The sequence below is a fragment of the Pseudomonas sp. GYB4201 genome, from assembly GCF_056312595.1.
The window spans coordinates 17,699-38,563 of record NZ_JBWGIG010000009.1; the positions used below are offsets into that span (position 1 = coordinate 17,699).

Consider the following 20,865-nt stretch of genomic DNA (forward strand, 5'->3'; position numbering starts at 1 on the left):
TCACAGTCTGAGCCGGTTCCCGCAGGAAGCTTCCCATGCGTTGTCTGCTGTTGCTTTGCCTTTTGTTCAGCTGCACCCAAAGCCAGGCCCTGGATCGCTACAAGGTAGAAGGCTACCTGCTGCCCAACGGCCTGCAGGTGCTGATGAAGCCCGGCGATGACCGCAGCCACGTGGCCATCCGCCTGGTGGTGGGCGTGGGCTTCGATGACTTCGCCTGCAACGAACGCGAGCTGCCGCACCTGCTCGAACACCTGCTGTTCAGCGGCATCGACGGCAGCGGCGAAGGCGGCCTGGAAGAGCGCATGCAGGCGCTGGGCGGCGAGTGGAACGCCTTCACCAGCGACAACGACACCACCTTCGTCATCGAGGCGCCCGCCGCCAACCAGCGCAAGGTGCTGGACCTGCTGCTGGAGGTGGTGACCAAGACCACCATCGACGAGAAGGCCCTGGACATTTCCCGGCGCATCGTCGAGCGCGAGGACGGCGGCCACTACTCGCACCTGCAGCGCTGGCTGGACAAGCAGGGCGTGGGCCATGCCGCCAGCGACCAGCTGGCCATGGAGCTGGGCCTCAAGTGCACCGAGCGCTCGCCGGTGCGCGACATGACCCTGGCCCAGGTGGAGGCTGTGCGCAAGCACTGGTACGCGCCCAACAACATGACCCTGATCGTGGTCGGCGGCCTGGACAAGGTGCTGCCGGCCTACCTTGAGCGCACCTGGGCAAGCCTGGACGCGGTCAAGCCCACCGACCACCCGGACATCCCCGTCACCCTGCACAGCGCAGCCCAGCAACGCACCCTCAGCCTCGGCTGGCTGGGCGATGGCGCCAAGCTGCACTGGTTTTTCCCCGAGCCGGAGCTGAACGATGACGTGCCCGACGCCGCCCTTGACCTGGTGCAGGTGTACATGGAATGGGCGCTGTACAAGGAACTGCGGCTTGACCACGAATTGTCCTACGGCCCCTGGAGCCAGCGCGAAGCCATGGGCGACACCGGCCTGCTGAGCCTGAACGCCGACCTGGACCGCGCCGACGTCGACCGCGCCCGCCAGTTGGTGGCCGAGATGATCGCCCGGCTGAAGAAAGACGGCCTCGACGCCGCCACCTTCGAACGCCTGCGCCAGGCCACCATTTCCCGCCAGGCCTGGAGCGTGCAGGGCAACAGCCAGCTGGCCGACTTCTACTGGAACGCCTTGTCCAGCTACGCCAACGGCCGCTTCGAAGACCCGGCCCGCGACCTGCGCAAGGTCACCCTGGCCCAGGCCGACGCGGCCATGCGCCAGGTGTTCAAGGGCCCCGGCTACGTGCGCATCGAACAACCGCTGCTCAGCTACGACCAACTCTACAGCCTGGGCGTTGTCGTACTGGTGTTGGCTGGCTTGGCCGTGCTCGGCTGGGGCGCATTGCGGCACAACAAAAGGCACTAGTTGCGCAATCAAGGAGGCAAGGGGGTATCCTTGGCGGCGTTTTTTCCAGCACCTGCCAAGACCGCCGAAATGCCCTTACTGATCCTGCGCATCATCGAACTCATCAAGCGCTACCCCGGGGTGATCGCCCTGGGCGGCTTCATCACGGGCATCGGCAGCTTCATCCTGGTGGACCGCCAGGCCAAACTGGCCAGCTGGATCGCCGTGCTGATGCTGGTGAGCTGGGTGTGGCTGATGGTCGAGCAGAGCGCCACGCGCTGGTTCAGCCGGCGTTTCAAGCGCGAAATTCCGGAGCCGCTGCTGCGCTACGCCACGCAGATGATCCACCAGGAAAGCCTGTTCTTCGTGCTGCCGTTTTTCTACACCACGACCACGTGGAACAGCGGCCAGCTGGTGTTCACCGGGCTGCTGACCCTGGCCGGCCTGGCGTCGATCACCGACCCGCTGTACTACAGGTTCGTGGCCCCGCGGCGCTGGCTGTTCCTGGCCATGCACACGCTGACGCTGTTCGCTTCGATGCTGACCGCGCTGCCGATTATCCTGCACCTCACCACCTCGCAAAGCTACGAATGGGCGCTGGGCACCGCCATGCTGCTGTCGTTCCCGAGCCTGGCCGCCAGCTTCCCCATCAACCACTGGCGCCGCGGCGTGGCCCTGGTGCTGGCGACCCTGGCGGTGGGCGGTTGCGGCTGGATGATGCGCTCCTGGGTGCCGCCGGCCACCCTGTGGATCACCGAGTCGGCGGTAACCCTGGAAATGGACAACGCCAACCGCACCCACGGCGACAGCATCAAGAACGTCTCGGCCAGCCAGGTGCGCGCCAATGGCCTGTACGCCTACACCGCCATCAACGCCCCGCGCGGGCTGGAAGAGCGCATCTACCACGTGTGGAAATTCAACGGCCAGGAAGTCGACCGCATCCCCCTCGACATCCACGGCGGCCGCGACGAAGGCTACCGCGCCTGGACCCACAAGATGAACCTGCCGGCCAACCCGGTGGGCAAGTGGCAGGTGCAAATCCTCACCGAAGACGGCCAGATGATCGGCATGCTGCGCTTCAAGGTCACCGACGACACTCAAAGTCCCTGAGCGGCTGCGCGTCCCATGTAGACGCAGCCTGGCGGCAGCTGCTACGCGGATGCGGATACCCCATGGACCGCGTCGCCTGCATCGCGGCCAAGGCCGGCTCCTACCACGAATAGTGTAGGAGCCGACTTTAGTCGCGATGCAGACGACGCCATTTCAAGACAGTTGCTGCTACGCAAGAACCCCTGTAGCAGCGGCCGCAGGCCGCGTCCCCAGCCGCCGCCCACTTCCTGGCACACCGCGCCGCCCCGACGCAGCCTGGCGGCAGCTGCCACGCAAGAACCCCTGTAGCAGCGGCCGCAGGCCGCGTCCCCAGCCGCCGCGCACTTCCTGGCACACCGCGCCGCCCCCGACGCAGCCTGGCGGCAGCTGCTACGCAAGAACCCCTGTAGCAGCGGCCGCAGGCCGCGTCCCCAGCCGCCGCCCACTTCCTGGCACACCGCGCCGCCCCGACGCAGCCTGGCGGCAGCTGCTACGCTCGTTTGCATGACTATTCTTGCAGCCGGCGGCCAAGCCTTCCTGGACACCAGCACGCAGCCACCGCGCCTGCGCATCAGCGGTGACTGGACGCTTCGCCACTATGCACACTTGCGCCAGCTGACCCGCCAGCTCGCCGGCCAGTACGACGCCAGCACTCCCATCAACCTCGACCAACTGGGCGCCATCGACACCGCCGGTGCTTCGCTGCTGGTGGAATTGCTGGGCGCCGAGCGCCTGGGCCGCCTGGCCGAGACGGCCGTGCACCTGCCGGGCGCAAGCCGCGCCCTGCTGCAGACGGTGTACCGCTCGATGCAGGACTTCTGCGAACCGCTGAAGGAGCCCGAACGCAACATCACCGTGCAGCTGCTCAGCCGCATCGGCACCGCGGTGTACACCGTGTGGCAGGACACCCTGCAGCTGCTGGGCTTCATCGGCCTGATCCTCGAGACCCTGGCCCGCGGCCTTTTCCGCCCGCGCCGCTGGCGTACCACGGCAGTGGTCGCGCACATCGAGCAGACCGGCCTGGATGCCGCGCCCATCGTCGCCCTGCTGACCTTCCTGGTGGGCGCCGTGGTGGCCTTCCTCGGCGCCACCATCCTGGCCAACTTCGGCGCCAGCATCTTCACGGTCAACCTGGTGGCGTTCTCGTTCCTGCGCGAATTCGGCGTGCTGCTGACCGCCATCCTCATGGCCGGCCGCACCGCCAGCGCCTTCACTGCGCAGATCGGCTCGATGAAGGCCAACGAGGAAATCGACGCCATCCGCACCCTGGGCCTCGACCCCATGGAGCTGCTGGTGGTGCCCCGAGTGCTGGCGTTGCTGGTGGCACTGCCGGCGCTGACCTTCCTGGCCATGCTCTGTGGCATCGTCGGTGGGGGCGTGGTGTGCGCGCTGTCGTTGGGGATTTCCCCGGCCATGTTCCTGTCCAAGCTACAGGCCGACATCAGCGTGCAGCATTTCCTGGTCGGTTTGGTGAAGGCCCCGGTGTTCGCCTTCATCATCGCCGCCATTGGCTGCCTGGAAGGCTTCAAGGTCAGCGGCAGCGCCGAGTCGGTGGGCGCGCACACCACCTCCAGCGTGGTGCAGTCGATTTTCGTGGTGATCGTGCTGGACGCCGTGGCCGCGCTGTTTTTCATGGAGATACGCTGGTGAACTGGACTGTAGCGGCGCCCAACGTCCCGGTGATCAAAGTGCGCGGCCTGTGCAACCGCTTCGGCCGCCAGGTGGTGCATGAACACCTGGACCTGGACCTCAACCGCGGCGAGATCCTTGCGGTGGTGGGTGGCTCGGGCAGCGGCAAGTCGGTGCTGCTGCGCAGCATCGTCGGCCTGCGCCGCCCCGACGAAGGCAACATCCAGGTGCTGGGCCAGGACCTCGCCAGCCTCGACGACCAGGGCCGCTCGCAGGTGGAACGGCGCTTCGGCGTGCTGTTCCAGAAAGGCGCGCTGTTTTCCTCGCTGACGGTGACCGAGAACGTCGCCCTGCCACTGATCGAGCACGCCGGCCTGAGCCGCGCCGACGCCGAGCACCTGGCCTGCGTGAAGCTGGCCCTGGCCGGCTTGCCGTTGTCGGCGGCCAACAAATACCCGGCGTCGCTGTCGGGTGGCATGATCAAGCGCGCCGCACTGGCCCGGGCCTTGGCGCTGGACCCGGACATCCTGTTCCTCGACGAGCCCACCGCCGGCCTCGACCCCATTGGCGCCGCCGCCTTCGACCAACTGATCCTGACCCTGCGCGACGCCTTGGGCCTGAGTGTGTTCCTGGTCACCCACGACCTGGACACCCTCTACACCATCACCGACCGGGTGGCCGTGCTGTCGCAGAAGCGCGTGCTGGTGGCCGCGCCCATCGCCAAGGTGGCCGCCACGCCAGACCCGTGGATTCACGAATACTTTCACGGCCCCCGCGGCCGGGCAGCGTGGCAGGCTGCTTCGACGCACAGCGAGGTGTGACATGGAAACCCGCGCCCATCACGTGTTGATCGGCCTGTTCACCGTGCTGGTGGTGGTCGGCGCCTTGCTGTTCGGCCTGTGGCTGGCGAAATCCAGCGTCGACAGCGCCTTCAATGACTATGAAGTGGTGTTCAACGAAGCCGTCACCGGCCTGTCCCGCGGCAGCTCGGTGCAGTACAGCGGCATCAAGGTAGGCGACGTCACCCAGCTGCGCCTGGACCCGCAAGACCCGCGCCGGGTGCTGGCCCGCATCCGCCTGACCGGCGAAACCCCGGTCAAGCAGGACACCCTGGCCAAGCTGGCGCTCAACGGCATCACCGGCACCTCGATCATCCAGCTCAGCGGCGGCACCCCGCAAAGCCCGACGCTTACGGGCGACAAAGGCCGCCTGCCGGTGATCGTCGCCTCGCCGTCGCCCATCGCCCGCCTGCTGACCAACAGCAACGACCTGATGGCCAGCGTCAACCAGCTGCTGGCCAACGCCAACCGCCTGCTGTCGGCGGAAAACGTCGACCGCTTCAGCGCCACCCTGGAACACATGGAACAGGTGACCGGCAGCATCGCCGCCCAGCGCGACGACATCCGCCAGGCCATCAGCCAGGCAGCGGGCACCCTGAACCAGGCCGGCCAGCTGGTGCACAACGCCAACGGCCTGCTCAACCAGCAGGGCCGCCAGGCCATGGGCAGCGCCCAACAGGCGATGCAGTCGCTGCAGCAGAGCGCCGCCACGCTCAACGGGCTTCTGGCGAACAACCGCGACGCCGTCAACGGCGGCCTGCAAGGCCTGAACCAGCTCGCGCCAGCGATTCGCGAGCTGCGCGACACCCTCACTGCGCTGAAGGCCATCACCCAACGGCTGCAGGCCAACCCCGGCGGCTACCTGCTGGGCCGCGACCAGAACAAGGAGTTTGAACCATGAGTGCCGTGCTGCGTGGGGTGGCCCTGGGCCTGGTCATCGGCCTGCTGGCCGCCTGCTCGATCCTGCCCAAGGCCGAGCCGGCCGACGTCTACCGCCTGCCCACTGGGGCAACCACGGCCCACGGCGGCCCCAGCCTGCCCTGGACGCTGCGCATCGGCAAACCCCAGGCCGGTGATGCCCTGAACAGCCCGCGCATCGCTGTGCTGCCCCAGGGCGACGTGGTGAGCAGCTACAAAGGCGCGCGCTGGAGCGACCCGGCGCCAGTGCTGCTGCGCAACCGCCTGCTCGACGCCTTCATCAGCGACGGCCGCCTGCGCGGCCTGAGCAACGACGACAGCACCGTGCAGGCCGATTTTGAACTGGGTGGCCAGTTGCAGGCGTTCCAGAGTGAATACGCCGCCGGTGGCGTCAGCGTGCGCGTGCGCCTGGACGCACGGCTGGTGGATGGCCGTAGCCAGCGCATCCTCGCCAGCCGCCGCTTCGAGGTCAGCCAGGCGGTGGCCGGCGCCGCAGTGCCGAACGTGGTCGCCGCCTTCGGCCAGGCCAGCGACCGGCTCAGCGCCCAGGTGATCGAATGGACCCTGGCTCAGGCCGCCGTGGCGCCGAAGAACCAATAGCACACGGCAATGGCCGCCACCACGCCGGAGAACTCTGCCAGCAGCGCGCAGCCCACGGCGTGGCGGGCCCGCTGGATGCCCACGGCGCCGAAGTACACGGCCAGCACGTAGAAGGTGGTCTCGGTGCTGCCCTGGATGGTGGCGGCCACCAGCGCCGGGAAGCTGTCCACTCCCTTGCTCTGCATGGTCTCGATCAGCATGGCCCGCGCGGCACTGCCGGAGAACGGCTTGACCATGGCGGTGGGCAGGGCGTCGACGAAGCGGGTGTCCAGGCCCAGCCACTGCACCACATGGCGAATGCCGTCGAGGCCGAACTCCAGGGCACCGGAAGCACGCAGCACGCCGATGGCGCAGAGCATGGCCACCAGGTACGGCAGCAGGTTCTTGGCCACGTCGAAGCCTTCCTTGGCGCCTTCCACGAAGGTTTCATAGACCTTGACCTTGCGTAGCGCACCGATGACCAGGAACAGCATGATCAGGCCGAACAGCGTCAGGTTGCCCAGGATCGACGACAGGCTGGCCAGCGCCGCCGCCGACATGCCCGCCAGCAGGGCCATGAACGCGCCCAGCAGCAGCGCGCCGGGAATCAGGTAGGCCAGCACCACCGGGTCCCACAGGCGCAGGCGCTGCATCACCGCCACCGACAGCAGGCCCACCAGGGTGGAGGCGCTGGTGGCCAGCAGGATGGGCAGGAACACCAGGGTCGGGTCCAGCGCGCCCTGCTGGGCGCGGTACATGAAGATGGTCACCGGCAGCAGGGTCAGCGACGAGGCGTTGAGCACCAGGAACAGGATCTGCGCGTTGCTGGCGGTGGTGGTGCTGGGGTTGAGCTCCTGCAGCGAGCGCATGGCCTTCAGGCCAATGGGCGTGGCGGCGTTGTCCAGGCCCAGGGCGTTGGCGGCAAAATTCAGGGTAATCAAGCCCAGGGCAGGGTGGCCACGGGGCACTTCGGGCATCAGCCGGGCGAACAGCGGGCCCAGCACCTTGGCCAGCCAGTCGACGATGCCGGCCTTTTCGGCAATGCGCAGGAAGCCCAGCCACAGGGTCAGGGTGCCGAACAGCAGCACCATCACCTCGACCGACAGCTTGGCCATGGCGAAGATGCTTTCCACCATGGCCGCGAAGATGCCGGCGTTGCCACCTACCAGCCATTGGGCCAGGGCGGAGATCGCCGCCACCACGAAAAAGCCGAGCCAAAGGCCGTTAAGCATCAGTCATACCCCAAGGAAGTTGCCGCGAATGATAGCGGCCCCCGTCCAGAAACGACAAACCCCGACACGGGGGTCGGGGTTTGCAGATGTTTCCGAAACGCGGTTACTCGGCGACAGCCTTGCCGGCAGCGGCTGCCTTGCTGCGCCAGTGCGGCAGCGAGTTCCAGTAGCGCGCGCCCTTGGCGTCGTCGTACATGCCTTCCCAGCGCGAGATGACCAGCACGGCCAGGGCGTTGCCGATCACGTTCAGTGCGGTACGGGCCATGTCCATGATGCGGTCGACACCGGCGATGAAGGCCAGGCCTTCGAGCGGGATGCCCACACTGCCCAGGGTGGCCAGCAGTACCACGAAGGACACGCCAGGCACGCCGGCGATACCCTTGGAGGTGACCATCAGGGTCAGCACCAGCATCACCTGCTGGCTGATCGACAGGTCGATGCCGTACAGCTGGGCGATGAAGATGGCCGCGATGCTCTGGTACAGGGTCGAACCGTCGAGGTTGAACGAGTAGCCGGTCGGCACCACGAAGCTGCTGATGGCCTTCGGCGCGCCGTAAGCTTCCATCTTCTCGATCACGCGCGGCAGCACGGTCTCGGAGCTGGCGGTGGAGTAGGCCAGTACCAGTTCATCCTTGAAGATGCGGAACAGCTTGAATACCGAGAAGCCGAACAGCTTGGCCACCAGGCCCAGCACGGCAATGGCGAAGAACAGGATGGCGACGTAGACCAGGATCACCAGCTTGGCCAGCGGCAGCAGCGAGCCGAAGCCGAAGTTGGCCACGGTCACGGCGATCAGGGCGAACACACCGATCGGCGCGTAGTTCATGATCATGTGGGTGACCTTGAACATGGTCTCCGACACGCCCTGGAAGATCTTCACCAGCGGCTCGCGGGTTTCACCCGGCAGGCTCGACAGGCCCAGGCCGAAGAACACCGAGAAGAAGATGATCGGCAGCATGTCGCCACGGGCGATGGCCGCGAAGATATTCGACGGGATCAGGTTGAGGATGGTGGCGATGAACGCGTGGTCATGGGAAACCTCGGAGGTGGTCTTCTCGTATTGCGAGATGTCCACGGTACCCAGGGTGCTCATGTCGATGCCGGTTCCAGGGTGGAACACGTTGGCCAGCAGCAGGCCCACGACGATCGCGATGGTGGTCACCACCTCGAAATACAGGATGGTCTTGAGGCCGATGCGGCCCAGCTTCTTCGCGTCGCCCACTCCGGCGATACCGACGACCAGTGACGAAATCACGATCGGGATAACGATCATCTTGATCAGGCGAATGAAGATGTCACCAGCCGGTTGCAGGACGTTACTGATCCACCAGGCCTTTTCGGCACTGAAGTGGTTGAGAAACGCGCCCAATGCAATGCCCAGTACCAGACCGATGAGGATCTGCCAGGCGAGGCTGAGTTTTGCCTTCTTCATATTATTACCCTTGCTTCAAGTGAATCCGGGACATCTGCGTTAGATCCGCCGTAACCCGCAGGCTTGAGCCTTGCAAGCTCGTTCAGGCAGGTCTGCGGATGCCCCCGTAGAAGGTTTTCGCGACCGAACCCATGCGGCTCTGGCCATCGAAAAAAGGCGCAACTATTCCGATGCAGGCTCGCGACGTCTAATGCCGTAAACGCCTACCCTATGCCGAATCGGCATGATATTTTTTGTGTCGAACGGACGTCACAACGGGTTGCTCTACACCCGTTCGGATTATCGACGGTGGCCGAAACGGCACCCAATCAGCCGATACGTCCCTTTAAACGGGGGGTCGGCCGAGCATTGTTCGACAATCCGAACGCGCTTTTCGCGCGGCGACGGTGGCGCAAGAGGGAAAAAAATCGCGATAGATGGTCAAGGGTGCTGCGACAAAAAGTCCCTGCCTGAAGCCCTTACCAGCCGACCAAACGCAAAAAAACCGCCGAAGCTCACCTGGCGGTTCTTTCAAGTTTCAAGCTCTCCGGAAGTCCGGCCATTGCTGGCACGCGGACTTCCGTCGCAGCTTTCTCCTGACCTGGCCCACGGCTGGAGGCACTCCCTGTACCCCTAGGTCACTCCGATCATGCGGCAATCAAAGCGTCCCGGCCCCTTGGTCATGCGTCGGCCCTCCTCGGGCGGGCGCAGTTAGTAGAAGCTAAATCGTTGAAAAGGTTCAGCTTCTTTGGAAACCACTGGTCAGTACCAGTTCGGGTCCTTTTTAAGTTGCTCCATCAACAGGGCTTGCATGCCCTGGTCCGGCTTGCCCAGCCAACGGTAGTCGGCGTGGCGGGTCGGCGACTTGTCGGCAGGCAGCCCCTCGGGGACGTCCACCAACATGCCGTACGCGTGCTTCTTGTTCCAACTGAAGGCAACAATCAGCCGGTGGTTCTTGCAGACCTGCTGGCTTTCGCACAGCGGGCCCACCAGGTACTTGTCGCCACCTTCTTCCACGGCCGACATCTGCTGCTCGGAGACGCCCGTGAGGTTCAGCACCCAATCGGGCACCCGTTCCTCTTTCCTTACGACGCCTTGCCATGTGTCGCGGTACTGCGGGTCGCTGCTCAACAAGCCGTTGACCTGCACCTGGCCGTCATTGGCCGCCACCGCCATGCCACCGCAGCCCAACAGCAGGGCCACGGTGGCAGCCTTGAAGGTCATGCCTTTCATTGGCGTCAGCCTCGGCCACGACGGCCAAAGATGAAGGAGGCCACGAACAGCACCAGGAAGACGATGAACAGGATCTTGGCGATCCCGGTCGCGGCGCCAGCGATACCACCGAAGCCCAGTACTGCAGCGATGATGGCGATGATCAGGAATGTGACTGCCCAACTCAACATGGTGACTCTCCTTACCGTTTTTTAAATGGGGTGCTGCCTACTGCGATCTCGCCAGGGGCGAGGCTTCATCTAGAACACCCAGCTCTGGTGCCGCTCCACCTGGTCGTTGCTCTCGGCCCGTTGCAGCAAGGCCGTGTCTTGGGACGGGTGGGCGGCGCCGGCGCTGACGGCATTGAAATGCGGGTAGCTGATTGCCGGATGGGCCTGGGCCAGTTGCGCCTCTTGGCCTTCGTGCCAGTGTTGATAAAGCTGGCCGGCAAGCAGGGTGATCATCAAAGCAAGGGTCACGGACAGACCCTGTTGGATCTGCTGGGAAGAGATCGGCAAATGGGCTAGACATTGGCGGCTCATCCTGTAACTCCTCTTGGTTTGATGATCATCACTGCTTGATAGGGATATTGCAGACAGCGTGCCAGTTTTAAATTAAGAAAAAATCCAATGAAATCAGGTGGTTGCGGCGTAGAAACAAGACCCTGTGGCGAGCAACCTGCACGATGGCCACAGGTTGCTCGGGCGTTTTGCACGATGCGCTCAGCCAGTGGTCTTGCCAGCTACCTTGAGCAGGTCGGCGTCCACCCCGCGCACGCCGCGGATGTTGCGGGCGATTTCCACCGCCTGGGCCTTCTCTTCGGTGCTGGCCACCACGCCGCCCAGGGTGACCATGCCGCTTTTGGTGTCGACCTTGATGTTGATGCCATCCACGTCGCGGCTATATAGAAGGCTGGCCTTGACCTTGCTGGTGATCCACGCGTCGCTGATAGAAGCCTCGGTGGTCTTGGCCTGGGCTTCGGCCTGGGTGGTCTGGGTGTCGGCGGCGCCCAGGCTGATCAGGTTGTTCACCTGGGTCACGCCCTCGGTGTTGCGCGCCAGGTCGCCGGCCATCTGCTTGGCGTCGGCGGTCTGCGCCTGGCCCTTCAGGGTCACCACGCCGTTCTGGGTGTCCACCTCGGTGTCCAGCGCCTGGGTGGCGCTGTTCCACAGCAGCTTGGACTTGATGGTGGCGGTCAGGGTGGCGTCATCGAAACGCTGGGCGATGCGCTTCTGCACGGGCGGCTGGTTGGCCAGGGTCGGGTCCACGGTCAGCAGGTTGTCGACCTTGGTGATGCCGGAGGTCTGCGCGGCAATCTGCTCTGCCAGGTCGCGGTCCACCTCGTTCTCTACCTGACCCTTGAGCGTCGCCACCCCGTTGGCGACGCTGACGTCGATCTTGAACGGGCTCAGGTGACGGTTGAGGGCGAAGGCCGTCCAGATCGAACCTTCCTGCCGGGCGGCTTGCAGTTGGCTGCTGACCTGGTTGGTGTCGAGGGTCGCGGCGTGGCTCATGGCGGGCGCCAGCACGGCGCCCAGTGAACAGGCCAGGGCCAGGCGTTTGAGGGCATTCATGACAAAGCTCCTTATTACAGACGGTCGGGTGAGACCCGCAACGGCCATGCCAAGGGCTTAATTTTCTATTTTTTCTTTGGGAACCAGTGGGTTAGTGCAGTTATCAACAGATAGTTACCATGCAGGTCGCCGAATGAATCAGAATTGACCATGCAACTTGCCCGATTATTCTGACACTAACCCAAGACAATTCTTAAAGGAGCGTAGGAAAATGGAAGCTGGCACGGAACACCAAGGCCGAATCCTCTTGGTGGATGATGAGTCCGCCATCCTTCGCACCTTCCGTTACTGCCTGGAAGACGAAGGCTACAGCGTCGCCACCGCCAACAGTGCGGCGCAGGCCGACGCGCTGATGCAGCGCCAGGTGTTCGACTTGTGCTTCCTGGACTTGCGCCTGGGCGAGGACAACGGCCTGGACGTGCTGGCGCAGATGCGCATCCAGGCGCCCTGGATGCGCGTGGTGATCGTCACCGCCCACTCGGCGGTGGACACCGCCGTGGACGCCATCCAGGCCGGCGCCGCCGATTACCTGGTCAAGCCCTGCAGCCCAGACCAACTGCGCCTGGCCACCGCCAAGCAGCTGGAAGTGCGCCAGCTGTCGGCACGCCTGGAAGCGCTGGAAGGCGAGGTGCGCAAACCCAAGGACGGGCTGGACTCCCATAGCCCGGCCATGATGGTGGTGCTGGAGACCGCCCGCCAGGTGGCCAATACCGACGCCAACATCCTGATCCTGGGTGAGTCGGGCACGGGTAAAGGCGAGCTGGCCCGTGCCATCCACGGCTGGAGCAAGCGCGCGAAAAAAGCCTGCGTGACCATCAACTGTCCGTCGCTGACCGCCGAGCTGATGGAAAGCGAGCTGTTCGGCCACAGCCGCGGCGCCTTCACCGGCGCCAGCGAAAGCACCCTGGGCCGGGTCAACCAGGCCGACGGAGGCACCCTGTTCCTCGACGAGATCGGCGACTTCCCGCTGACCTTGCAGCCCAAGCTGCTGCGCTTCATCCAGGACAAGGAATACGAGCGCGTGGGCGACCCGGTCACCCGCCGCGCCGACGTGCGCATCCTCGCCGCCACCAACCTCAACCTCGAGGACATGGTGCGCGAAGGGCGCTTCCGCGAAGACCTGCTGTACCGCCTCAACGTCATCACCCTGCACCTGCCGCCCCTGCGCGAGCGCAGCGAAGACATCCTGACCCTGGCCGACCGCTTCCTGGCGCGCTTCGTCAAGGAATACGCCCGCCCCGCCCGCGGCTTCAGCGAGGAGGCGCGCGCGGCGCTGCTCAACTATCGTTGGCCAGGCAACATCCGCGAACTGCGCAACGTGGTGGAACGCGCCAGCATCATCTGCGCCCAGGAACGCGTGGAAGTCAGCCACCTGGGCATGGCCGAGCAACCGGCCAACAACGCCCCGCGCATTGGCGCGGCGCTGAGCCTGGATGAGCTGGAAAAAGCCCACATCGGCGCCGTGCTGGCCACCAGCGACACCCTGGACCAGGCGGCCAAGACCCTGGGCATCGACGCCTCGACGCTGTATCGCAAACGCAAACAGTACAACCTGTGAGGTTGCCGATGAAGTTGCGGACCCGGCTGTTTCTCAGCTTCTCGGCGCTGATCACCGTGGCCTTGCTGGGCCTTGCCCTGGGGTTGGTCAGCGTGATGCAGCTGGCCAGGTCCCAGGAAGGCCTGGTGCACTACAACTTCGTCTCCCTGGACCTGGGGCTCAAGCTGCGCCAGAACCTGGGCGACCAGTTGATCATGATGCTCAACGAGCAGTCCGACAAGAACGCCCTGACCAACTCCCAGCAGCAGTTCCAGGACCTGATCAGCCAGGGCCTGGCCCATGAGCAGGAACACGACCAGCCCGCCGGTTTCACCCAGACCGCTCGCGACTACCAGCGTTTCCTGGCCGCCTACCAGCAGGCCATCGCCCAGGACGGCGACATCAGCGACAACCCCGCCTTCAGCGACGCCCTCAACGCCTTGCGCAACGGCATGCTCGACGCCCACAAGCAGGCGCTGGACAACATCAATAGCGCCCAGGAAAGCACCCACGAACGTGCGGTCATGGTCTCGGCGCTGCTAGGGCTGGTGGGCCTGGCGGTGCTGCTGATCGGCTTCTTTACCGCGCACAACATCGCCCGGCGCTTCGGCGAACCCATCGAGGCGCTGGCCACGGCGGCCGACAACATCAGCCAGGGCAATTTCGATGTGGCCTTGCCACAGTCTTCGGCCGCCGAGCTCAACCAGCTGACCCAGCGCTTCGACACCATGGCCCAAGTGCTGCGCAAGCACCAGGAGACCAACATCGACGAACTGCTGGCCGGCCAGCAACGCTTGCAGGCGGTGCTCGACAGCATCGACGACGGCCTGCTGATGATTGACCGCGACGGCCGCCTGGAGCACCTCAACCCGGTCGCCCAGCGGCAATTGGGCTGGGAGAACGACCGCGTGGGCATGGGCCTGGGCGAGGCCTTGCAGCGCCCGGAGATGGACACGCAGCTGAAGCTGATCCTGCGCGGCGGCAGCCTGGAGCGGGCGCTGGAAGACCTGAGCTTCGAGCTGGACGGCGAGACCCGCCTGCTGGCCTACAGCCTGACCCCGGTCAGCCACACCGAGGGGCATATCCTCGGCGCGGTGATGGTGCTGCACGACGTCACCGAGCAGCGCGCCTTCGAGCGGGTGCGCAGCGAGTTCGTGCTGCGCGCCTCCCACGAGCTGCGCACCCCGGTCACCGGCATGCACATGGCCTTCGGCCTGCTGCAGGAGCGCGTGCACTTCGCCCCCGACTCCCGCGAGGCCGACCTCTTCGACACGGTGAAGGAAGAGATGCAGCGGCTGATGCAGCTGATTAACGACCTGCTGAACTTCTCCCGCTACCAGAACGGCCTGCAGAAGTTGACCCGCGGGCCGTGCGCCATCGACGACCTGCTCAGCCGTGCCCAGCAGCGCTTCACCGAGCAGGCGCGGGCGAACGATATCGACCTGGTGATCGAACACCAGGACGCCCTGCCGCGCCTGCACGCCGACGAGGCCCAGCTGGACCGCGTGCTCGACAACCTGCTGGACAACGCCCTGCGCCACACCCCACACAGCGGGCGCATTCGCCTGCAGGCGCGGCGCCATGCCGAACGGGTGATTATCAGCGTGGAAGACAACGGCGAGGGCATTGCCTACGGCCAGCAGGGGCGCATTTTCGAGCCCTTCGTGCAGGTGGGCCGCAAGAAAGGCGGCGCCGGCCTGGGCCTGGCGCTGTGCAAGGAGATCGTGCAGCTGCACGGCGGGCGCATGGGCGTGTATTCACGCCCGGGGCAGGGCACGCAGTTCTACATGACCCTGCCGCTCTAGGCCTCGTCGTCGATGCGCCGGCCGGCCAGGCGCCGGCCGCGGGTCACCAGTTCGCTGAACTGCCGCGCGTTGAGCGGGTGGGCGAACAGCCAGCCCTGGCCGTAGTTCACCCCTTCACTGCTGAGCAGCAGCGCCTGGGCCTCCAACTCGATGCCCTCGGCAATCACCCGCAGCTGCAACGCGTGGGCCATGCGAATGATGTGCGGGGCCACGCCGCTGCTGGCGGCGTCATGGCCCAGGGCGTCGATGAACGCCTTGTCGATTTTCAGGCAGTCCACCGGCAGCGTCTGCAGGTAGGCCAGGCTGCAATAGCCGGTGCCGAAGTCGTCGATCAGCACCTGATGGCCCACGTCCCGCAAGGCTTGCAGGTTGTCACGGGCCACCACCACGTCAATCAGGCCGCGCTCGGTCACTTCGAAGGCAATCTGGTGCGCCGACACCCGGTGCTGGGCCAGCAGCCGTGCAACCACGCGGCCAATGCGCGGCACCATCACGTCGACGGCCGCCAGGTTCACCGAGACATACAGGTGGGGGTTGGCGCGAAGCAGCTGGCCTAACTGTTCCAACAACTGTTGCAGGACAAAATCGGTGATTTCGCGAATCTGGCCGGTGTTTTCCGCCATGGGGATGAACAGGTCGGGGCTGGTCAGCGTGCCATCCGGGCGACGCCAGCGCACCAGCGCCTCGGCGCCCACGCATCGTCGGCTGTTGAGGTCGAAGATCGGTTGGTACAGCACCTTCAGCTCGCCACGGCGCAGCGCGCCCTGCAGTTCATTGCTCAGGGAGCGGCGTTCGCGCACCAGTTCCAGCACCATCCAGCCCACGAACCCGGCCAGCAGCAGGCTGCCGGGGAACAGCGCCCACAAGGCCGCGTTCATTTTCGGCAGCAGGTTGGTGCGCGGGGCGATCAACACCAGCTGGTAGTCCGGCGACTTGGTGAACATGCGGTAGATCAGGCTGTCGCGGGTCACCAGCAGCGGCTGTTGCGAGGGTGGCGGCCAATCGCTGGCTGGCGGCCAGGCCTGGGGCGGGCCCAGCACCGGCACTGCGCGCTTGCCCTTGTCGAGCACCACCAGCAGGCTGCCGCCGGGTGCCAGGTCGACCACGTCGGTGAGGTGCCCGCGGGAGGTGGACACGCTGAACGGCCCCCGGCCCAGGCGCAGGGCGGCGAGGTTATCGTCGGGCTGGGTGGTGGTGTTGAGCCAATAGCTGTAGGTCGGGCCCTTGATGTCCGGGGCACGCATGGCCAGGGTGCCAGCCTCGGACGGGCGGCTGGAGCAGCTTTGCTCGCCATCGTTGTAGACCGCGTCGTAGACGAAGCGGTTGTCGAAGCCCACCTGTTGCAGGGCCGCCGTCATCGCCGGCCCGCAGCCGCGCAGGTTCTGTTCGTTGAGCAGGTCGACGCTCTCGCGCAGCTGGCCGAAGATCTGCTCCAGGCGGTCGAGGAAACGGTCGCCACGGGCATTCATCTGCTCGATTTCAGTCTGCTGGACCTGGTGCATCACCAGCCCGAAACTGGCGCTGAGCAACAGCGCCGCGCACGCGACAGCCGCCAGCGTCGCCATTAACCAGGGACGATAAAGGGCGCTGCGAAGACGCACGTAGGCGGAAGACATGGGTGAATATCCAGTTGCTCACCTTGAGGTATAGCAACTGGACGGGATTTAGCCTTGCCGTTGGGCGGAGCTGGGCAACTCAGCGCTGGCTGTTGAGCGCCTGCAGGATGGCGGCGGTTTCGGCGTCGGGCTCGCCGTCGAAGCGGGCCGGGCGGAAGTGCATCTGGAACGCGGCGATGACGTGGCGGGTGGTGACGTCCAGCTGGCCGGTCTGCACGGTCATGTAGCCCAGGCGCGACAGCTGCTGCTGGTACCAGGTCATACTTGGCGGGTTGACCTCGAAGCGGGCCTTGTTGCGCGCCACGGCGCCGGCGTCGGGCCAGATGCCCAGGCCTTCGTCGGCCAGGCGTTTCCAGGGGAACAGCGGGCCCGGGTCCTGCTTGCGCAAGGGGGCGATGTCGCTGTGGCCGATGATGTGCCGTGGTTCGATGTTGTAGCGCTTGACGATGTCCTTGAGCAGCGCTTCCACGGCCTGGATCTGGGCTTCGGTGTAGGGGTACCAGAGCCGGCCATTGGGGCCGTCGGTGAAGCCTGGGTTGACGATCTCGATGCCGATGGAGCTGGAGTTGAGCCAGGTGCGGCCATCCCACTCGCTTTCGCCGGCGTGCCAGGCGCGCTGGCCTTCATCCACCAGCTGGTAGACCGTGGGCGGGTTGAGGCCCACCAGGTAATGGGCGCTGACCTCGCCGTGGGTCAGCAGCGCCAGCGAGCGCTCGTCCGAGGCCGAAGTGTAGTGCAGCACCACGAACTGAATCCGGCTGTCATGGTTGACCGAGGGATGACTGTGGTCGATACGCAGACCGTTGGTACAGCCCGCCAACGCGAGCAACAGCAGGGCACAGCCGAGGAATTTCATAAAGGTGGGCGGCAACTTGGTGGGCAGTAATGCAATAGTATAACACACAGCCCGCAACCTCCGCGTCTTCTCGACCCGCACCGTAGCCGCTGCCGCTACGCGAAATCCTGCGCTCACCGCACCTGTAGCAGCGGCCCAAGGCCGCGTCCCGGAGCGGCGCAGGACCGCCGCCGGACGCAGCCTTCGGCAGCTGCTACGCGACGTATGTAGTTTGCCGTCAGCTTCAGGCGTGGAGCACGCGGTTGCGGCCAGCCGCCTTGGCGCGGTACAGGGCTTCGTCGGCGCGCTTGAGCACCAGCTCGCTGCGCTCGCCGCCACGGAAACCGGCGACGCCGATGGAAATGGTGATGGTCACGCGCTGCCCCTTGAAGTGGAACGGGCAGGCTTCCACCGCCGCGCGCAGGGTTTCCACCAGGCGCACGCCTTCGACCATGGAGGTGTGCGGGATCAACATGACGAACTCCTCACCACCAAAGCGCGCCATGAAGTCCATGGGCCGCAGGCGCTTGCGCAGTTCGTTGGCGATGATCTTCAACACCTTGTCGCCGGCCAGGTGGCCGTAGCTGTCGTTGATGGACTTGAAGTGATCCAGGTCCAGCATCGCCAGCAGCAGCTCGCTGCCATCCTCCTGGCGCAGGGCCACGGCCTGCTCCAGGCGCTCGGTCCAGGCCGCGCGGTTGGGCAGGCCGGTGAGCGGGTCGATCAGCGCCTTCTGGCGCTGCTCTTCCAGGTGCTCGCGGTAGCCCTGGGCTTCGCCTTCCATGCTGGCCACGCGTTCGGCCAGGCCTTGCAGGCGCGTGGCAATTTCCTGCTCGCGCTGGTCGCGTTGCTGCTGGTGGGCATCGATGGTGCCGATCAGGCCTTCCAGGCGCTGCTCCAGGACCTGCTTGAGGCTGGCCACGTCAGTAGCGCCCTGCATGCTGGTCTGCATGCCATCCACGTGCTCGCGCAGCTGGTTGTCCAGCTCGCGGGCGGCCGAGCGGCTGTCGGCGTGGCCTTCGCTGGCGGCCTGCAGATGGCTCTGGAAGGTATCCAGGCGCTCGTTCAACTGCTTGAGGTACAGCTCGAAATCATGCTGGCCGCTGTCGTTGATGGCCAGCATCAGGGTGGCCAGGTCGTCGAGGATCGGCAGCAGTTCGTACCAGTTCAGCCCGTGGCGCAGCCGGTCCTGCATGGCCTCGGCCTGCGGGCGATGACGTTCCGGCAACGTCAGGTCGTTGAGCAGCCCCAACAGGGTTTCTTCGATGTGCGCGGCCACCGAGCTGTAGGACGGTTCTGGCGAGGGGGGCAGGGCGTACAGCAGGTCCTCGCCTGGCTCCTGGGGATCAATGGCGGCGATGGCCTCGGCCATTACCGAAGGCAGCGGCAGGCGGTCGATGAACACCGGCGGCGCGACCTCGGGGGCAGCGGCGGGCGATTCGGGCACCGGGGCCGGCGGCTCGCTGGCGGGGGCCAGCACCGTGGGTACGAAGGGCTGCACCTGCGCGGCCGGCTGCTCGTCGACCGGCTGCGCCACTGCCTCGTCGGGCTCCGGGGGCTGGGCCGGCTGCAGTTGGGGCTCCAGCTGGGGCGCGGGCTCAGGTGCAGCCACTTCAACAGGCGTCGGTGCAGGTTGCGGCACCAGGGCTGGGGTTTCAGCTGGCGGCGAAACATCGAGCACCTCAGCCGGGGCGGCGTCCAACACGGGCGGGGCGGCGGCAGCGACGGGCTGGGGCTGCACAGATGCGGGCTCTGGCACGGCTTCCGTCTGCTCGGCGTCACGGCCACCGAACAGGCGCTGGAACAGCCCCTGGCGCTGCGAGTCGGCGGTATGTTCAATGCCCGCCAGGGCCTGGCCTTGCAGGCCACTGAGTTCACTGAGCAGCAGCGGAATCTCCCGCGCCTGGCCGGCGCGCTCCTCCAGCTGCTTGGCGAATTTCTTCAGCGGCTTGCTGACATCGCGGGGCAGCGGCAGCTTCTGCAATTGGTCGACCAGCGCGGTCAGTGCAGTGCTGATCTGGGTGACACGGGTCTCGCGGCGCTGTTCGGAATCCAGCACGGCCTTTTCCAGGCGTGGAATCAGTGCGGCCAGCCCGGCGTCCATGTCGTCGGTGCGCACCACCTCGCGCATTTCCTTCATGCACTGGTCCACGGCCTTGTCGGTACCCTCGGCAGCCAGGGTGCTGCGCACCAGGCCGCGGCGCAACAGGTCGAGCCGCGCGTTCCAGCGACGCTCCAGTTTCTCCTGCTGTTCAATACTCTTGAGGTACTTTTCTTTCCAGCGCTGGGCTTCTTCGGTCATGCCAAGGGTCTGCGAGGTGAGGGGCGAAGCGCCGGCAGCGCATCGGCCACGAGGGTGTCGGGCAAGCGGATCTCTACCGCCACGGGCAGATGATCGGAAATGGGTTGGGCCAGCACCTGCACCCGTTCAAGGGTCAGGCTGGGGCTGAGCAAAATATGATCAAGGCAACGCTTGGGCTGCCAGCTGGGGAACGTGGCTTCGGCCTGGGGCGCCAGCAGGCCCAGGTCGCGCAGGGGCGAATGCTGCAGCAGGTCGCTGGCATGGGTGTTCATGTCGCCCATGAGGATCTGGTGCTTGTAGCCGCCAATCAGTTCGCGAATGTAGGCCAGTTGCCGCGCCCGGGTACGGGTGCCCAGGGCCAGGTGCATCATGACCACCACCAGCGCTTCGTCACCCTCGCCAAAGCGCGCCAGGATGGCACCGCGGCCGGCCGGGCCGGGCAACGGGTGGTCTTCCAGGCTCCAGGGGCGCAAGCGGCTGAGAATGCCGTTGCTGTGCTGGGCCAGGCGGCCAAGGTTGCGGTTGAGTTGCTGGTACCAGTAGGGGAAGGCGCCCAGGTGGGCCAGGTATTCGACCTGGTTGACGTAACCGGAGCGAATGCTGCCGCCGTCCACCTCCTGCAGGGCAACCAGGTCGAAGTCAGCGAGCAGGCCGCCGATCTTCTGCAGGTTGTTGGTGCGGCCGGTGTGCGGCAACAGGTGTTGCCAGCTGCGCGTCAGGTAGTGGCGGTAGCGTTCGGTGCTGATGCCAACCTGGATGTTGAAACTGAGCAGGCGCAGCCGGCCATCCTCGGGGAGGCCGCTGGTGTTTACATGATGCTCGTTGACCCGCGGATCACGCAGGCCAACGACACGTTCGGTTCTCCAGCGGCGCACAGGTCACCT

At 65.7% G+C, this 20,865-nt stretch carries 18 protein-coding genes; 8 read left to right on the forward strand and 10 right to left on the reverse strand.

All coding sequences use genetic code 11. The features are described from left to right. The first annotated feature begins 35 nt into the window (after nt 1-35). The 6 genes from AC0Z2B_RS10490 (at nt 36) to AC0Z2B_RS10515 (ending at nt 6,478) form a co-directional block, all read left to right on the forward strand. A complete protein-coding gene (locus AC0Z2B_RS10490; protein ID WP_416421755.1) occupies nt 36-1,424 on the forward strand; it encodes a M16 family metallopeptidase in 1,389 nt (462 codons plus the stop codon). Nucleotides 1,425-1,493: 69 nt separating this feature from the next. Next, entirely contained in the window at nt 1,494-2,513 is a 1,020-nt protein-coding gene (locus AC0Z2B_RS10495) for a DUF5924 family protein (RefSeq protein ID WP_476296523.1), read from the forward strand. Between the two features lie 483 nt (nt 2,514-2,996). Further along, on the forward strand, nt 2,997-4,142 hold the full coding sequence (locus tag AC0Z2B_RS10500) for an MlaE family lipid ABC transporter permease subunit (RefSeq protein WP_476296525.1): 1,146 nt from the start codon (nt 2,997-2,999) through the stop codon (nt 4,140-4,142). Nucleotides 4,143-4,171: 29 nt separating this feature from the next. Next, nucleotides 4,172-4,942 (forward strand): ABC transporter ATP-binding protein, encoded by a 771-nt coding sequence (locus AC0Z2B_RS10505; RefSeq protein WP_416427509.1) that lies wholly within the window; start codon nt 4,172-4,174, stop codon nt 4,940-4,942. Between the two features lies 1 nt (nt 4,943). Next, the gene (locus AC0Z2B_RS10510; RefSeq protein WP_416421752.1) at nt 4,944-5,861 is read left to right on the forward strand and encodes an MlaD family protein; all 918 of its coding nucleotides are present in this window, start codon (nt 4,944-4,946) and stop codon (nt 5,859-5,861) included. Beyond that, a complete protein-coding gene (locus AC0Z2B_RS10515; protein ID WP_476296527.1) occupies nt 5,858-6,478 on the forward strand; it encodes an ABC-type transport auxiliary lipoprotein family protein in 621 nt (206 codons plus the stop codon). The genes AC0Z2B_RS10510 and AC0Z2B_RS10515 overlap by 4 nt, the downstream gene beginning before the upstream one ends. Here the strand turns inward: AC0Z2B_RS10515 and AC0Z2B_RS10520 are convergent. The 6 genes from AC0Z2B_RS10520 to AC0Z2B_RS10545 form a co-directional block, all read right to left on the reverse strand. Then, a complete protein-coding gene (locus AC0Z2B_RS10520; protein WP_476296529.1) occupies nt 6,448-7,689 on the reverse strand; it encodes a nucleoside recognition domain-containing protein in 1,242 nt (413 codons plus the stop codon). The two genes, AC0Z2B_RS10515 and AC0Z2B_RS10520, sit on opposite strands and share 31 nt — an antisense overlap. 103 nt (nt 7,690-7,792) lie before the next feature. Next, nucleotides 7,793-9,121 (reverse strand): glutamate/aspartate:proton symporter GltP, encoded by a 1,329-nt coding sequence (gltP, locus tag AC0Z2B_RS10525; RefSeq protein WP_476296531.1) that lies wholly within the window; start codon nt 9,119-9,121, stop codon nt 7,793-7,795. Nucleotides 9,122-9,862: 741 nt separating this feature from the next. Next, the gene (locus tag AC0Z2B_RS10530) at nt 9,863-10,333 is read right to left on the reverse strand and encodes an Ivy family c-type lysozyme inhibitor (protein WP_473005017.1); all 471 of its coding nucleotides are present in this window, start codon (nt 10,331-10,333) and stop codon (nt 9,863-9,865) included. 5 nt (nt 10,334-10,338) lie between these two features. Then, nucleotides 10,339-10,503 (reverse strand): DUF1328 domain-containing protein, encoded by a 165-nt coding sequence (locus tag AC0Z2B_RS10535; protein ID WP_027981030.1) that lies wholly within the window; start codon nt 10,501-10,503, stop codon nt 10,339-10,341. A 69-nt stretch (nt 10,504-10,572) separates the two neighbouring features. Beyond that, entirely contained in the window at nt 10,573-10,791 is a 219-nt protein-coding gene (locus AC0Z2B_RS10540) for a hypothetical protein (RefSeq protein WP_476296534.1), read from the reverse strand. Between the two features lie 243 nt (nt 10,792-11,034). Next, nucleotides 11,035-11,886: a BON domain-containing protein gene (locus tag AC0Z2B_RS10545; protein WP_476296536.1), complete on the reverse strand. Its 852-nt coding sequence runs from the start codon at nt 11,884-11,886 to the stop codon at nt 11,035-11,037. Nucleotides 11,887-12,097: 211 nt separating this feature from the next. On the opposite strand from AC0Z2B_RS10545, the gene algB reads away from it, so the two are divergent. Then, nucleotides 12,098-13,444, forward strand: a complete 1,347-nt coding sequence (gene algB / locus AC0Z2B_RS10550) for a sigma-54-dependent response regulator transcription factor AlgB (protein WP_416421745.1) — start codon at nt 12,098-12,100, stop codon at nt 13,442-13,444. Beyond that, nucleotides 13,441-15,228 (forward strand): KinB sensor domain-containing domain, encoded by a 1,788-nt coding sequence (locus AC0Z2B_RS10555; RefSeq protein ID WP_476296538.1) that lies wholly within the window; start codon nt 13,441-13,443, stop codon nt 15,226-15,228. Before algB ends, AC0Z2B_RS10555 begins: the two co-directional genes overlap by 4 nt. Here the strand turns inward: AC0Z2B_RS10555 and AC0Z2B_RS10560 are convergent. The 4 genes from AC0Z2B_RS10560 to AC0Z2B_RS10575 all read right to left on the reverse strand — a co-directional run bounded on the left by AC0Z2B_RS10560 (nt 15,225) and on the right by AC0Z2B_RS10575 (nt 20,856). Then, nucleotides 15,225-16,844 carry an EAL domain-containing protein gene (locus tag AC0Z2B_RS10560; protein WP_476296540.1) on the reverse strand — a complete coding sequence of 540 codons (1,620 nt, stop codon included), beginning with the start codon at nt 16,842-16,844 and terminating at the stop codon, nt 15,225-15,227. The genes AC0Z2B_RS10555 and AC0Z2B_RS10560 overlap by 4 nt on opposite strands. A gap of 79 nt (nt 16,845-16,923) precedes the next feature. Continuing rightward, nucleotides 16,924-17,700 carry an N-acetylmuramoyl-L-alanine amidase gene (locus AC0Z2B_RS10565; protein ID WP_416421742.1) on the reverse strand — a complete coding sequence of 259 codons (777 nt, stop codon included), beginning with the start codon at nt 17,698-17,700 and terminating at the stop codon, nt 16,924-16,926. A gap of 223 nt (nt 17,701-17,923) precedes the next feature. After that, nucleotides 17,924-19,981, reverse strand: coding sequence for a diguanylate cyclase (locus tag AC0Z2B_RS10570; protein ID WP_476296542.1), 2,058 nt, complete (start codon nt 19,979-19,981; stop codon nt 17,924-17,926). Then, a complete protein-coding gene (locus AC0Z2B_RS10575; RefSeq protein WP_476296544.1) occupies nt 19,978-20,856 on the reverse strand; it encodes an endonuclease/exonuclease/phosphatase family protein in 879 nt (292 codons plus the stop codon). The genes AC0Z2B_RS10570 and AC0Z2B_RS10575 overlap by 4 nt, the downstream gene beginning before the upstream one ends. Nucleotides 20,857-20,865 lie beyond the last annotated feature (9 nt).